15 protein-coding genes are annotated in these 15,370 nt (G+C 49.0%); 4 read left to right on the forward strand and 11 right to left on the reverse strand.

What is annotated here, in order from left to right; genetic code table 11:
* The first annotated feature begins 354 nt into the window (after positions 1–354).
* The 4 genes from ACXAFI_RS13370 (at position 355) to ACXAFI_RS13385 (ending at position 4,726) form a co-directional block, all read left to right on the forward strand.
* Positions 355–801, forward strand: coding sequence for a nuclear transport factor 2 family protein (locus ACXAFI_RS13370; protein WP_475109205.1), 447 nt, complete (start codon positions 355–357; stop codon positions 799–801).
* Between the two features lie 209 nt (positions 802–1,010).
* Positions 1,011–4,001 carry an intermembrane phospholipid transport protein YdbH family protein gene (locus ACXAFI_RS13375; protein ID WP_475109206.1) on the forward strand — a complete coding sequence of 997 codons (2,991 nt, stop codon included), beginning with the start codon at positions 1,011–1,013 and terminating at the stop codon, positions 3,999–4,001.
* 192 nt (positions 4,002–4,193) lie between these two features.
* A complete protein-coding gene (locus ACXAFI_RS13380; protein WP_152454390.1) occupies positions 4,194–4,388 on the forward strand; it encodes a YnbE family lipoprotein in 195 nt (64 codons plus the stop codon).
* Between the two features lie 11 nt (positions 4,389–4,399).
* On the forward strand, positions 4,400–4,726 hold the full coding sequence (locus tag ACXAFI_RS13385; protein WP_444921460.1) for a YdbL family probable chaperone protein: 327 nt from the start codon (positions 4,400–4,402) through the stop codon (positions 4,724–4,726).
* 111 nt (positions 4,727–4,837) lie between these two features.
* Here ACXAFI_RS13385 and rpoS read toward each other — a convergent pair whose 3' ends face one another.
* The 11 genes from rpoS to ACXAFI_RS13440 form a co-directional block, all read right to left on the reverse strand.
* Complete coding sequence (gene rpoS / locus ACXAFI_RS13390) at positions 4,838–5,890, reverse strand: RNA polymerase sigma factor RpoS (RefSeq protein WP_253868642.1); 1,053 nt, start codon at positions 5,888–5,890, stop codon at positions 4,838–4,840.
* A gap of 202 nt (positions 5,891–6,092) precedes the next feature.
* Positions 6,093–6,830 (reverse strand): peptidoglycan DD-metalloendopeptidase family protein, encoded by a 738-nt coding sequence (locus ACXAFI_RS13395; protein ID WP_475109207.1) that lies wholly within the window; start codon positions 6,828–6,830, stop codon positions 6,093–6,095.
* A 221-nt stretch (positions 6,831–7,051) separates the two neighbouring features.
* Positions 7,052–8,014, reverse strand: a complete 963-nt coding sequence (locus tag ACXAFI_RS13400; RefSeq protein WP_475109208.1) for a DUF368 domain-containing protein — start codon at positions 8,012–8,014, stop codon at positions 7,052–7,054.
* Positions 8,011–8,682 (reverse strand): protein-L-isoaspartate(D-aspartate) O-methyltransferase, encoded by a 672-nt coding sequence (locus ACXAFI_RS13405; RefSeq protein WP_475109209.1) that lies wholly within the window; start codon positions 8,680–8,682, stop codon positions 8,011–8,013. The genes ACXAFI_RS13400 and ACXAFI_RS13405 overlap by 4 nt, the downstream gene beginning before the upstream one ends.
* A 52-nt stretch (positions 8,683–8,734) precedes the next feature.
* A complete protein-coding gene (truD, locus tag ACXAFI_RS13410) occupies positions 8,735–9,697 on the reverse strand; it encodes a tRNA pseudouridine(13) synthase TruD (protein WP_475109210.1) in 963 nt (320 codons plus the stop codon).
* Positions 9,690–10,175, reverse strand: coding sequence for a 2-C-methyl-D-erythritol 2,4-cyclodiphosphate synthase (ispF, locus tag ACXAFI_RS13415; protein ID WP_475109211.1), 486 nt, complete (start codon positions 10,173–10,175; stop codon positions 9,690–9,692). Before ispF ends, truD begins: the two co-directional genes overlap by 8 nt.
* A complete protein-coding gene (ispD, locus tag ACXAFI_RS13420; protein ID WP_475109212.1) occupies positions 10,175–10,894 on the reverse strand; it encodes a 2-C-methyl-D-erythritol 4-phosphate cytidylyltransferase in 720 nt (239 codons plus the stop codon). The genes ispF and ispD overlap by 1 nt, the downstream gene beginning before the upstream one ends.
* Complete coding sequence (locus tag ACXAFI_RS13425; RefSeq protein ID WP_226645888.1) at positions 10,891–11,178, reverse strand: septum formation initiator family protein; 288 nt, start codon at positions 11,176–11,178, stop codon at positions 10,891–10,893. Before ACXAFI_RS13425 ends, ispD begins: the two co-directional genes overlap by 4 nt.
* A gap of 85 nt (positions 11,179–11,263) precedes the next feature.
* Positions 11,264–12,550 (reverse strand): phosphopyruvate hydratase, encoded by a 1,287-nt coding sequence (gene eno, locus ACXAFI_RS13430; RefSeq protein WP_475109213.1) that lies wholly within the window; start codon positions 12,548–12,550, stop codon positions 11,264–11,266.
* Positions 12,551–12,806: 256 nt separating this feature from the next.
* Positions 12,807–13,652 carry a 3-deoxy-8-phosphooctulonate synthase gene (kdsA, locus tag ACXAFI_RS13435; RefSeq protein ID WP_475109214.1) on the reverse strand — a complete coding sequence of 282 codons (846 nt, stop codon included), beginning with the start codon at positions 13,650–13,652 and terminating at the stop codon, positions 12,807–12,809.
* Between the two features lie 55 nt (positions 13,653–13,707).
* Positions 13,708–15,342, reverse strand: a complete 1,635-nt coding sequence (locus ACXAFI_RS13440; protein WP_152454399.1) for a CTP synthase — start codon at positions 15,340–15,342, stop codon at positions 13,708–13,710.
* Between the last annotated feature and the right edge of the window lie 28 nt (positions 15,343–15,370).

The following is a 15,370-nucleotide window of genomic DNA, read 5'->3' on the forward strand; positions in this document are numbered from 1 at the left end:
AAAAAATCCTCGATAAGTGCGTTCTCTAAGGAACAGTAGGGAACTATAAGTTGGGGTGAAATATGTCAATACAAGTTAAGAAACCTCTGCGTATATTTTACCTCTTCAGAATTTCTGTTCAGCGGCCCCCTCTCTTCTATTAATCTCCGCGAGACTTAAGAATCGGTACTCCTCCCCAAGTGATCAGCCGAGACAACCTATCCCATCCAAAGTACATCACTTGTTTCAACTTCTAGCGGACACTAGGATTGGCTCGATTTCTTCATTAGTTACAGAATCTACCCACTGGCCGCCGAATAAAAGCAACGCGACTTTCATTGGCTTCTGTGGGCTTCAGATTTAGAGGGTGACTCAATGGGCTACAAACTGATTTCCTACCTCCTGATAGCAGGAGGCTTGTTGCTCGCCAGCGCCTCAAGCCTGGGCTCCAACTTGGATATGGAACTAAAGTCGCGAATGGACAGCCTTAAAGCAGCATTCATGGAGCATAACGGGGAAACCATCAAAGAAATAATGACAAAGGATGGACTGATAGTTACACCCTATTACAAGAGCCCCTTAACATCAGGGCAAATTGCTGCGAGATTCAAGGCCCTGAAGATCAAAAAGCACCCCTCTTACAAGATCTCTGTAGTGCCATTGGGACCTAAAACCGCCTTGATGACTATGTATACCTCTTTTGAAGGCAGCTTTGAAGATGACCCTGTCTCCGCCTGGTTATTCACTGCCAGTATCTGGGTTAAGGAGCAGGGCGTATGGCGCCTGAAACTATTACAGGAAACCATGACTGACGCCCCATGACCGTATCTTCATTTCGGCACAGGCAGATTGGCAGTTTAATGAACCATCTCGATCATTAATAATCCAATTCCCACACGGTATTATCCTGCCAGTTTGATAAGATGTTCTTTTCTCAAGTACGCAGAAGACGTCACTGACTTATTACAGACTACTGCGGCTTACTAGCGGTAATACAAAGATATCTCCGCCCAGGAGTTTAGAGGTTTAGTGTGCGAAAGCCCCGCATTCTTGTCACTGCGTCTGCAGTCTGCTTAATCACCCTACTAATTGCTAACTGGTGGAAAAAAGATATTGTTGTCTCACAACTAGTCAATCTGCTTGCAGGCGAAGTTGTTATTCAGCAACTATCCGGATTGAAATTGAATTTTAGTCAAGCTTCTATCGAACAAGTCCGCCTTCAATCCAGTCATGATAGCAATCTTGTCCTTAATAAGGTTCAGATCCTCAATCCTTTTCATATAATTTTTGATCGGGATAATATTCAAGAGGTTGAACTATCTATTGCCGAACTGACCTATCAAAAAGTCAAAGAGACAACCTCTTTCATAAATAAACCGTCGATAATTGATCCGAATGAGGAAAGTGCTTTAACTCTAGATGAGATTATTCAGAATATAACCAGATATATACCTGGGATGGTATCCGTAGAAAAAATCACGCTTGGCCAGAAATTTAAGGCCGGCCCACTAAGGGTTACTCGAAATAACACAGAACTCTTTGCAGATCTACCATATCACTCCATAGAAACAGGGCACCTCAACATCACTCTAAAAGCTGATTTAACTGCAAATAATATAACTGCTAGAGCACAAGTATTTTCTGATTTTTCTGAAGATGCTTCTCAATTAAAGCTAAACATCTCAAGAGTTAATCTTGATCAGTGGGAATTTCACTCGACTGCGAATTCGAACTTAAATTCTATCGATCCTATTCTTAGCTTTTCTGAGGCGTTGGCTGTATTCTCTTCGGATGAAATGAGCGCAAACGGAAAGATTTCCATTGATACCAAATCTATTATACCAAACAACTTTTTATCCATAGCAGACTATCAGGACACCCTAGTTAAAGTTGAAAGCAATGGACTAGACTTAACCTTTCTCAGCGAATCTTTTAATACCAAGGTAAAGGCTCACTTATCGACTCAATCACCTATAGAGCTCAAACTAAAAACTCTCAACCCAGTAAAACTTGAATCTGCTACTGGCTCCGGCTTTATTGATCTCTCAACGGTTAAAGACGCAGCAACTAAAAGCCATTTGGCAAGCTTAAAATTTAACTCTGCCAACCTCGTGGCCGATCCTAAACTGCAGGTAAACGGCTCTGTTGATCTGCTTGCCGCAAAACCACTATTAGAATCACAGCTAGTGAAGGAATACTTTCCCTCACTAATATTTACTAATCTCAAGGGTGAGCTTAACTTCCAAAGTGAAGCTTTTTTGAATCTCACTGGCACTTCGTTCACCGAGCAAGGCTGGCTTGAAAAAATTCACTTAACCTTATTACCCAACAGTACATTACAGCTTGACACAGAAGTAACTGGACTAAAGGAAGAGTCTCCCTTACTTTCGACCGGATTAGACCATAGTCAGGCTCAAATAGAGCTCATGAAGGAGGTTTTACTCATCGGGGAGCCCTCAAAATCTGATTCCTTTAAATTAAAAGCCACCGATGGAATAATTAACGCTCAACTAAAAGCTAAAAACTCTTCTACTTCTATACACGCAAAGATTGAACAAATTCAATGCAGAATGGAAGATAATGTCGAATGCATTTTTGACTTAAAAGCTAAGTCACCTGAGTTTATCGACAAGCGAACCGATATTAGTTTAAGTGAAATGAATATAGATTCCAGAGTTCATTTCCTGACAAGTGCTAACACCCAGACTATAAAACTTGAGCAGCTGAAAGCATCATTCAATGAGTTAAAGACTAAAGATTTCCACATTAGCCAAGGGGAAACTCAGTCCCTTAGTGCCAACTGCAAATTTTCAAAAAATACTACAAGTTGCACCAGTGAGAAATGGAGTAACCAGTTTAATACTTTCACTAGCGAGTATACGACTCTCTCTGGAAATCTCGATGTTAGCGACTTTAAGCTAGTATCCTCACTAGGAAACACAGAGTTCAGTGGCAACTTTGGCAGTAGTAGGCTTGAAATAGAATCACCTGAAAATTATGCCCTGCAGGCTTCACTTATTGGGTCATTCTCTTTAAGTGGAAATAAAATAAAAGGGCAAAGCCAGCTAAAGGCCGGCACTTTACAATTTAATTCTAGCTGGCAACATGATCTAGAGCTGGCTGCTGGAGCAATTCGATTTTCTTTACCAAAAGTCAACTTTGATTCCAAAGCGCCTCTCAGCAAGTCTGTCCGTAGTTTACCTGTAGATATTGTTTCCGGAAGCCTTTCTGCCAATGGAACTATATCCTGGCCCCTACAGCCAAAAGACACTATTGCTATAACCCTTAACGATGTTGCTACTGTCTATGATGGTAGTTTTGCCACAGGTATTGACGGGAGTATCCTGGTAGAAAACCATGGAGAGCATTGGTTTACACCCAAACCACAACCCTTGACAATACAATCTATCAACGCAGGTTTACCTTTGAGTAAAGTGTCCTTTTCCCTGACCATGGACAGGGATCAAGATCTTGTTTTGGAAGGTTTTTCTGCAGAATTTCTCGATGGGAAGTTAAGCTCTGATGCACTGTATTGGAACCTGGATAATAAAGAACGCAGTAGTATCTTGTACGCAAAGGACGTGTCTTTAGAGCAACTTGCTGAAGTCACCGAGTCTGAAAACTTTAAGGCTAAAGGACGCCTTAACTTAACCATCCCTGTCACTACCGGCCCCCATGGAGTCACTGTAAAAAATGGCCATCTGGAAGCAATAGAGCCTGGTGGAGAGCTTAGATATTACGGGGCATTCTCTCCGCAAATGCTCGCAGGTAACCCGCAGCTTAAACTGATTTCCAACGCTCTTGAGGACTACGACTTCCGCACACTGGAGGGCAATCTGCAATATCCCCCCAGTGGAGACCTGCAACTCAACCTAAAACTTGTAGGGCGTAGCGAGTCTATGGACGCAGAGCGAGACCTGATTATTAACCTCAACCTTGAGAATAATATCCCTGCGATGCTGCGCTCTTTGCAGGCCAGCCGCGACCTGACCACAGCCCTGGAAAAGCAACTGGACCAATAGGTTAGTAGTAAAGTAGGCTTCCCCCATTCGGGGCAGAATGGTCGGCTAGTTCAGAGCTGGTTAAGGTAGAACCTATACAATAAGCAACTGTGGTCACTCCCGACACAGTTGGCGAACCTGGCCTGATATTGACGTAACTGCTAATTATGCAACAAATACAAGGTGCCAGAGAGGTACCGTAAGGAGTATCAGATGAGGGCCAGCCGGCTGATTCCTATAGGACTGCTGTACGTTATGGTTGCTGCAGGATGTACGCCCACTGTGGCAGTAAAGGCCCCTAGTGAGCCTATAACTGTTAACCTGAATGTTAAGATTGAGCACGAAATCCGAGTCAAAGTAGACAAGGATCTCGAAAACCTGTTTGACGACAAGGAAGGCATTTTCTAAGGAGACACAATATGAGTATGTTTAAAAGAGCTCTATTATTGTTGGGCTTGATGGTGGCGTTACCCGCAATGGCGATCTCCCTGGATGAGGCCAAAAAGCAGGGGTTGGTGGGAGAGGCTAACAGTGGCTACATCGCCATCGTAGACGCCAGCTCACCCGATCTGGAGAAGCTGGTGAAAAAGGTCAATGCCGAGCGTAAGCAGGCATATACCGAAATCGCCAAAAGCCACAATGTGGATATTGCCCAAGTCGCGGCACGCGCTGCAGAGAAACTAGAGGCTCGCCTGTCCCGAGGTGAGTACTATCAGGACAACCTTGGCCGCTGGGTGAGAAAGTAAGCCGGACCAGAGGAAAATTGTAACTCTAACAATTTACAAGGCTCCCCAGGTTGTCCCAGGAAACCCCACAAAACACGCCGTTCATGGGGTTTCCTTATCTAGGGGCCAACTTTAAAGATTTCCAAACAGGGACTGCCCATCAAGCCCTTGCTTTTCCATGACTTCCCTGAGACGCTTGAGCGCATCAACCTGGATTTGACGAACCCTTTCACGAGTAAGGCCAATTTCACGCCCAACTTCTTCCAGAGTACTCGCTTCAAAACCACGCAACCCAAATCGCCTGGAAACAACTTCACATTGCTTGTCTGGAAGCTCACCAAGCCAACGGTTAATGCTGTCGAAAAGATCACTATCCTGAAGAAGCTCTGCGGGATCAGACTCCTGCTGGTCAGGAATGGTATCAACCAATGTCTTTTCTGAAGAGGGGCCTATAGGGGTATCAACGGAAGTGACCCGTTCGTTGAGCCCCAACATCCGCTCAACATCCTCTACAGGTTTCTCCAACAAGTTAGCAATCTCTTCTGCGGATGGCTCGTGATCCAGCTTCTGCGCAAGCTCACGAGATGCTCGAAGGTACACATTTAACTCTTTTACTACGTGAATTGGCAGGCGAATAGTGCGAGTCTGATTCATAATGGCTCGTTCTATTGTCTGACGTATCCACCAAGTAGCGTAAGTAGAAAAGCGGAAACCTCGCTCTGGATCAAACTTCTCAACAGCGCGAATTAACCCCAAGTTGCCCTCCTCGATCAGGTCCAGCAAGGCAAGGCCACGACTTACATAGCGACGAGCGATTTTTACAACAAGACGTAAATTACTCTCAATCATACGCTTTCTTGCCGCAGCATCACCACGCAAAGCCTTGCGAGCGTAATAGACCTCTTCTTCAGCGGTCAGTAGGGGAGAAAAGCCAATTTCATTTAGGTAGAGTTGGGTGGCGTCCAGGTTCTTCTGCAGATGGCTATCGCCATCCAACCTGCTAACCCTACTCTTCTCGGTGGGGGAGGATACGGAGTTATTTTTTGCCGTGTTTCTCCGCGTACGGCTACTACCTTTTCCTTCTTTGGGATTTAGTTTCTGCTCATCATTCTCAACCGCCAACTCAGGAGGAAAGTCTTCTGCCTGGCCAGCCGCCATGGACTGGTCTTGCCGTTGTGCTTCCATTTCCCCTGCTCCTTGTACTTTGCCAATATCAACCGCATAGCATGAGCCCAGAATTGGTCAAAAATACGACCAACTATGTGCACATGTGCGACAGCCACTGAATCGGCTTGACCCTTTGGTCGCCACGATTACGGTGACTACCCCAAGTGGTATTAGTTAAAAGTCCATTTTTATTTGCAGAGCTTTAGAACACCCTCCCGACTCACGGTAGATACGCAAGAGGGTCCACTGGTTGACCGTTTTTTCGTATTTCAAAGTGGAGCTTGTCGCGGTCGGTACCACTCGAACCCAGTTCCGCTATCCGTTGTCCAGCTTTGACCTTACTACCCTCTTTCACCAGTAACCGGTGATTGTGAGCATAAGCACTTAGGTATACCTCACTGTGCTTAACGATCAGCAGTTTTCCATACCCTCTCAACGCACTACCAGCGTAGATAACGGTGCCATCAGCTGCTGCCGATACAGATTCTCCCTTTTCACCGGCGATATCAACACCCTTCCTCAAGGGGTCTCCAGGGCGGAACTTGCTAATGACTTGCCCACTGGCTGGCCAGCGCCAGTGAATCGTCCCTGTGTGCTTAGTTTGAGGCTTTTGGCGCGCAGAACTTTTCGTTAAAGATTTTTTACTCTTGGCGGGAATAGCTTTCTTTGGAGTTGCCGGCTTAACCACGGGTTTTTTAGTGGTCACGGGTGATTTTGATGCAGTCTGGAGCGGTACAACGCCACTCAGTTTCAGACGTTGGCCCGGATAAATACTGTAAGGGGGTTTAATGCCATTGATTGCCGCCAGCTGCCGGAAGTCCTTACCGTAACGCCAGGCAATAGAATACAGGGTATCCCCGCGGCTCACAGTATGGTGGTTGAGGCGGATACTGGGAGGCTGCTTTAGGGAACTGCTGGGTGCCCTGTGGCCGGCACAGGAAACCAGGGCCAGGAGCACTATAGCAACGCCTAATATTTTTAACGGCAAAGTCAAAAAATGACCAATATTAGGGTTATTGTTCCGCCAAAAAAGGCCCTTAACACGTCGTAAAAGATGACATTCCATTATTCTCTTTTTACATCAGACCACGGCATTTATGGAAAAAGTGTCTAAAGAAAAGCTCTAAAAATCTCTGAAAAAGCTTCATAAAAAGCTGCCATACCGAGATATTCCAGATCTTATTGCGGCGTGGCGTAGGATTTTCCTCGTTGGCCCCCGCCAAAATAGTCCACCGCAAGAACCAATATCGCTGCTGCCAGGGCCGCAATAACCGCCGGCCCCAGACTCGCATTTTCACCAGTTTGGGCCATAAAGTTCGACGGGGACGTATTAGCGAGCAGTGGCGTGAGCTTACTGGAAACGGCTTCAGCGCCATCCATTGGGAGCTTCCAAGGCCAAATTATTTTTAGACTACCCAGTAAAATTCCGGCAAGAAAAGCCAATGTTCTGGCAGCATATTTATGCATCAACCAGGAAAGTAATCGGCTAAAGAGCATAAGTCCCAAAGCTGCTCCAGCAGCAAAATATAATAAATTCGATATTTGCAGCTCATGCACTGCAGCAAGTACCTTAGGGTAGATCCCTATCATGAGCAGGATAAAGGCACCGGATATTCCGGGTAATGCCATCGCACAAATAGCCAGTGCCCCAGAAAAAAATAATGTGAGCGGAGTGGCCGGGATATCTCCGGGACGAAGCTCACTGACAGCAACTGCCAACGCAATCCCCAACAAAAGAAAGACAACCGTCGAAAGAGTCCACTTGGGAATATTGCGAAGGATCGGGAAGGTGGAAGCCAACACCAGGCCGAAGAAGAAAGACCAGACCAGAATAGGGTATTGCTCCAATAGGCTGCTAATGATCCTTGCCAGACTGAAGATACTGATCAATACCCCTAAAAACAAGGATAACAGGAAGCTACCATTAATATACTTCCAAGTTGCCGACAGCCCTTCCTCCCGCAGAATTGTGATGCAGTGAGGGCCTATCCGGCTCAAAGAATCGAGTAACTCTTGGTAGATACCAGTAATAAAAGCAATGGTACCCCCGGAAACCCCCGGAACCACATCTGCTGCGCCCATCCCCATTCCACGCAATACTACGCCAGGGTAACGGCTCTTGAAGAGCTCACTAAATTTCATCGAACAACACCACTTAGCAGCGGTACAAAACGCACTGCTTCTAGCTTCTCCACATCGAATTGATCAGTATCCTGGCGCCGAGAGATCATCATCAGGTGCTGCTGCTCCGAACCCACCGGAATAACCAAGACACCGTTGGGACCTAACTGTTGCCTCAGCTCATCGGGGATTGTCGAAGGAGCCGCTGCTGCCAGGATTGCATCGTAGGGCCCTTTTTCTGGCCAACCAAAACCACCACTGCTGAGATTGTATTCAATATTCTGGTAACCCAGCTCGGTCAGGCGCTGTCGGGCCTTATCCAATAGCGGTTCGACACGCTCGACAGAAAAAAGTTGTTCAACCAGTCGAGAGAGTATGGCGGTTTGATAACCGGAACCAGTGCCTACCTCCAACACCCGGTGCAGAGACTTGGCTCTACTCAGCAGCAATTCCGTCATACGGGCAACGATATAGGGCTGGGATATCGTCTGGCCATAACCTATTGGCAGAGCGGTGTCCTCATAGGCGCGGATCGCCAGGGCTTCATCCAGAAACAAATGCCTTGGAGTTGAAGCCATTACATCGAGGACTTCTTCATTGCTAATGCCCTCATCCCGCAATCGCTGGATCAAGCGATTACGGGTGCGCTGGGAGGTCATCCCCAAGCCTTCGTGTCTCAAGCGGTCCATAAGCTGTCTATTTCCATCCCCTGTATAACTCTCTCGCTTTCAGCCACAAATTTTATGTGTCCGAGTTCACATTGACCAGCTGTGCCACCTCCCTGAGTAGGGCTGTTGCAAATGCGCCGGGCGGTAAAGCAAACTCCAAAAGGAGGTCGTCGGACTGCCACTCAAAACGAAAGGCCTCTGGACGGAGAATCAGCGGTCTGCGCTCCTGCTTGAGCCCGCAATGTTCCAGCCAGTTACACCAAGCCTGCCACTTCTCTAATACTCGCTGCTCTATTTCACCTTGAGGGCCCGAGGCGAGGTTCCTGCCACGCCCCCACAGAGGGCCAGTTGACTCACTTTGTGGCTCACCTTCAAGACATTGCTGCCAGTTATCGATAGTAACTCTCTCAGCCAATATCTGATTAAACAGCCAGCTGCGCGCAGCCGACATAGCGAAGGCCTTTTCGCTCTTGCGGCAACGCCCCTCTTCTTCTGCCAGATTACGCACCAAATCCAGGTTGCCGCCATTAATACCGAAGCGCTGCTCACCAAAATAATTTGGCAATCCACCGCCAATTTGCTCAAGCACCTTTTCCGCAGTCGTTCGATCTCCGCAGACGTTGCGAAGACGAATTTTAAACCGATTACCAGCATGCTCACCGCGACGCAGCTTACGGGCACCCCTGAAAAACTGCAGAAGTGAAACCTCATCACTATTGATCTGTGACCAGTCTGCCTCTGGTTTCTGTCCGAGCCAAACACTAAACCACTGCGTGGTTACTGCATGCCGATCCTTTAGCCCAAAGTAGCTCACATCCAGGGGACGTACTCCGGCGAGATTAGCCAGCTGCTTTGCCACCCAGGCAGTGTTGGCACCCCGCTTCTTGATATGCAGGTAGACATGCTCGCCATCCTCTGATGGCTCGGGAAATGCCAGCTCATCGACAACAAAATCTTCCGCAACCGTACGGAAGTCAGCAGAGATTGCCGCCCCACCCAAAGCGCGGGGCCAATTCAGATTCCAGACCTCAGACATCACTTCGCTCAATTAACACAACGGCTTGAGCCGCAATTCCTTCGCCCCGGCCGGTAAAACCAAGTTTCTCCGTAGTCGTTGCTTTCACACTGATATCAGCGACATCCACGCCACAATCTGCGGCAATGTTGTCACGCATGGCTTCGATATGAGGAGCCATCTTGGGTGCCTGGGCAACCAGTGTGGTATCCGCGTTCACCAGGCGATATCCCTTCTCCCTAAGCAGTGCCATAACATGCTGTAAAAGGGCACGACTATCAGCACCACTATAGCGCTCATCCGTATCAGGAAAATGATGACCGATATCACCGAGTGCCAAAGCACCAAGAAGTGCGTCACACAGGGCGTGCAGCAACACGTCCCCATCGGAGTGAGCCTTCAAACCAAAACTATGGGGAATTTTTATTCCGCCAAGTACAACATGATCACCAGGGCCAAACGCATGAACGTCAAAACCCTGGCCAACTCGAAAACTCACTATCGATGATCCTCTGTGGGAGCGTAACGCAGACGTAAAATGGTCTCTGCCACTACAATATCGGTGGGATGGGTCACTTTGATATTATCGCTCCGCCCTTCAACAAGTTGCGGAGAGTGACCAAAAATTTCCAGGGCACTGGCTTCGTCGGTAACAGCTTGACCTTGCTGTAAGGCCTGGCTAAGACAGGAGCGCAGTAGCTCAAGAGGGGCTCGCTGGGGGGTCTGCGCAAGCCAGACCTGTTTGCGATCCAGGGTTTGCTCAACACATGGAATGCCGCCTTTATCACGGCTTCGCTTAACTGTATCGCTGGCGGGACGTGCCAACAGCGCAGTCTGTGCAACCTGGCTATGCAACAGTGCATGAATGTCTCCCAGTGCAACACATGGCCTCGCGGCATCGTGTACCAGCACTGGGGTATCTGCCTGCTCCCGTTGGGCGAGAAACTCCAAGGCCGAGAGGACAGAATCTGCCCGCTCAACACCACCAGTCACGGTATGTATTAGCTGGTGCGAAGCTTCTTTCAGGTGTGGAAAAAATGCATCATCTTTTGATAAGGCCACAACAACACCAGCGAGCCCCGGCCAGCTTAAAATATTTCGCAGGGTAAGGGACAACAAGGGGCGCCCCAATAATGGTAAATACTGTTTGGGGCGGTCTGCCCCCATGCGTTTACCAACGCCTGCAGCGGGTACAATCACCCAATAATCTGTAATCACTTTTTAGCCTCTTCCGAATCCAGGAAGATAAACAGGGTTTCCCCTTCCTTAATCAACCCCAGATCATAGCGTGCCTTGGCTTCGACACCATCAGTGCCCTCTTTCAGGCTTCGCACTTCTCTCAACAACTGGCGGTTTTCCCGTGCCAAAGCTGCATTTTTTTCCTGTTGTTGAGCGAGTTGTCGTTTGAGACGGGTAACTTCGGCGAGACTGCCATCACCGACCCAGAGGCGATACTGAGTGGCAAGCAGAATAAAGGTAAGAATTCCCAGCAGCCATTTCATACGAGATTACGATATTTCGCTTGTTCGTATTAGAGGTATTGCAGAGGAAGCCCTCTGCAATACCAGCGTGCAATTCAAAAGTTGATTATTTGAATTCAGCACGGCCGCGGTATGGTGCAGAACCGTTCAGTTCAGCTTCGATACGCAGCAGGCGGTTGTACTTGGCAACGCGATCGGAGCGGCACAGGGAGCCGGTTTTAATCTGACCGGCAGCGGTAGCTACAGCCAAGTCGGCAATAGTGGTGTCTTCGGTTTCACCGGAGCGGTGAGAGATCACAGCGGTGTAGCCAGCATCTTTAGCCATCTTGATCGCATCCAGAGTCTCGGACAGGGAGCCGATCTGGTTGAACTTGATCAGGATAGAATTACCCACACCTTTCTCGATACCTTCTTTGAGGATCTTGGTGTTGGTTACGAACAGGTCGTCACCGACCAGCTGTACTTTGTCACCAATCTTATCGGTGAGCACTTTCCAACCATCCCAATCGCTTTCATCCATGCCATCTTCGATAGACAGGATCGGATAGTTTGCGGAAAGCTCGGCCAGGTAGCTGGCGAAACCTTCGCTATCGAACTGCTTGCCTTCACCTGCCAGGTCGTACTTGCCATCTTTGTAGAACTCAGAGGAAGCACAGTCCAGTGCCAGGGTAATGTCATCACCCAGGGTGTAGCCGGCTTTCTCCACGGCTTCAGCAATGACTTTCAGGGCAGCTTCGTTGGAAGGCAGATTCGGAGCAAAACCACCTTCGTCGCCAACAGCGGTGTTGAGGCCGTTGCTAGACAGTACCTTTTTCAGGGAGTGGAAAATCTCAGCACCCTGACGCAGAGCTTCGGCAAAAGACTCAGCCTTAACCGGTTGCACCATAAATTCCTGAATATCCACATTGTTGTCGGCGTGCTCACCACCGTTGAGAATATTCATCATTGGTACCGGCATGGTGTATTGACCGGGAGTGCCATTCACTTCGGCAATATGCTGATACAGCGGGATTTTCTTAGAAGCTGCTGCAGCCTTGGCTGCCGCCAGGGAAACTGCCAGGATGGCATTGGCACCCAGCTTGGCTTTGTTTTCAGTACCATCGGCATCGATCATCGCTTTATCCAGGGCGCGCTGATCGGTTGCATCCATACCTTTGAGCAGGTCGGCGATAGTAGTATTGATATTCTCAACCGCTTTCAATACCCCTTTGCCCAGGTAACGGCTCTTATCGCAATCGCGTAATTCCAGAGCTTCGCGAGAACCGGTAGAGGCGCCGGAAGGAGCGCAGGCGGAACCAATGGAACCATCCTCCAGAATCACATCGGCTTCAACGGTAGGGTTTCCGCGGGAATCCAGCACTTCATAGGCTTTAACAGCGACAATCTTGCTCATTAACAATGGGCTCCGTATTGGTACTAACTAAACTTTTTACGTATTAAAAATAGGTAATGACTGAAAGAAATTTACAAATGACTGCGCGCACAACTTAGAACGCTTATTCTTGGGATACTTATTTCAAAATTTATTTTTGAGAATATTTCTGATGGCCGCCTCTATAATTAAGACAGCCTCAGAGTAAGTACCAAGCGACCTACAGTGCGCTAACCTGCAGTGCGCTAAAAGGGCGCGCGCAAACTAATTCTTTCTTTTATTCGGTATCCAGTGGCGTAAAGCCTTTAATCAAATCATCCACCGCTTTCATCTGTGCGAGGAATGGCTCAAGCTTGTCCAGGGGCAATGCACTGGGGCCATCGCACAGGGCCTTGTCTGGGTTTGGATGTGCTTCCAGGAACAAGCCAGCAATGCCAATAGCCAGACCTGCACGGCCCAGTTCGGTTACCTGGGCGCGACGGCCACCAGAAGCGGCACCGGAAGGATCGCGCATCTGTAAAGAGTGCGTCACATCAAAAATCAGTGGTGCACCGCCAGAAGCATTGATCATGGTGCTGAAGCCCAGCATATCGACAACCAGGTTGTCGTAACCAAAACAGGCTCCACGCTCACACAGGATAATGTTTTCGTTACCGCATTCCGCAAATTTCTCCACCACATTTTTTACCTGAGGTGGGCTCATGAACTGCGGTTTTTTCACATTGATTACCGCACCGGTAGCGGCCATAGCAGCAACCAAGTCGGTCTGGCGAGCGAGAAAGGCTGGCAGCTGGATAATATCCACGACCTCGGCTACAGGCGCAGCTTGGTAGATCTCATGGACATCGGTAATCAGGGGAACCTTAAAAGTGTCTTTGATTTCCTGAAAAATCTTAAGGCCCTCTTCCATTCCCGGCCCGCGATAAGAGTGCACGGAGGAACGGTTGGCCTTGTCAAAAGACGCTTTAAAAATATAGGGAATACCCAGCTTTTCGGTGACTTTTACATAGTGCTCAGCCACCTGCATCGCCAGGTCGCGGGACTCCAGTACATTCATGCCACCAAACAGCACGAAAGGCTTGTCGTTGGCAACCTGGATATTTCCGACTTCAATGGTTTTCATTGTCTGCTCCCTGTTATTTCACCCCCGGCCTTGAGGCCAGGGATGGAATTACTGTTTAACCCTGGTTTTCACGCTGCTTCATTGCAGCTGCAATGAAGCTTTCAAACAGCGGGTGGCCATCGCGTGGAGTAGAGGTAAACTCCGGGTGGAACTGACAGGCAACGAACCAGGGGTGGTTCGGCAGCTCAACCATTTCTACCAGGGTGTCATCGGCAGACCAGCCGCCAATTTTTAAACCGGCCTGCTGCAGACGATCAACGTAGTTATTGTTCACTTCGTAACGGTGACGGTGGCGCTCTACGATGACGTCGGCACCGTAAATTTCACGGGCCTTGGAGTCTTTAGCCAGGCGACATTCCTGACCACCCAAGCGCATGGTACCGCCGAGGTCAGACTGCTCGTCACGCTTTTCAATTTTACCTTCGCTATCGATCCACTCAGTGATCAGACCAATAACCGGATGCGGGGTCTTGGTATTGAATTCAGTACTGTTGGCGCCTTCCAGGCCGAGTACGTTGCGCGCATACTCGATAACTACAGACTGCAAACCGAGGCAAATACCCAGGTAAGGGATATTATTTTCACGAGCGTAACGCACAGATTCCAGCTTGCCTTCCAAGCCGCGCTCGCCAAATCCACCGGGAACCAGGATCGCATCGGCATCTTTGATCAGGTCGATGCCGTTCTCACCCTCAACGTCTTCCGCGTTGATAAAGTCGATATCCACCTTGCAGCGGTGTTTGATACCCGCATGAGTCAGGGATTCGATCAGGGACTTGTAAGCGTCCAGCAGCTCCATGTATTTGCCAACCATGGCAATTTTCACTTCGTGCTGAGGGTTCAGCTTGCCATCGACCACTTCGTCCCACTCGGATAGATCCGGTGCCTGGCATTCCAGCTGCAGCTTCTCCACAACGATATCATCGAGGCCATAGCCATGCAGCAGGCGCGGTACGCCATAAATGGTCTTAGCATCAGGCAGCGGTACTACAGCGCGCTCTTCAACATTGGTGAAGAGTGCAATCTTGCGGCGGGAATCCTCATCGATCTCACGCTCAGAGCGGCACAGCAGAATATCCGGCTGCAAGCCGATAGAACGCAACTCTTTTACAGAGTGCTGGGTCGGCTTGGTTTTGGTTTCACCGGCAGTGGCGATAAACGGTACATAGCTCAGGTGGATCAACAGGGCACGGTTGGTCCCCATTTCCACACGCAGCTGACGCACAGATTCCAGGAACGGCTGAGATTCGATATCACCTACGGTGCCACCGATTTCAACAATAGCCACATCGACATCGCGGCCACCTTCTACCACACGACGTTTGATCTCGTCGGTGATGTGGGGGATCACCTGTACGGTGCCACCCAGGTAGTCACCGCGGCGCTCTTTACGCAGTACGGTTTCGTACACACGGCCGGTGGTGAAGTTGTTACGCTTGGACATCCGGGTACGGATAAAGCGTTCGTAGTGACCCAGGTCCAGGTCAGTCTCGGCACCATCCTCGGTGACATACACCTCACCGTGCTGGAAGGGGCTCATGGTACCCGGGTCTACGTTGATGTAGGGGTCCAGTTTGAGGATGGTAACCTTGAGGCCACGGGCCTCCAGAATGGCGGCCAGAGAGGCGGAGGCGATACCTTTCCCCAACGAGGAAACCACGCCACCAGTTACAAAAATATAGCGCGTCATGCAAAACCTTGGTCAGTTGAGCGCTCGA

This window comes from Microbulbifer sp. ABH2_005 (assembly GCF_056160005.1).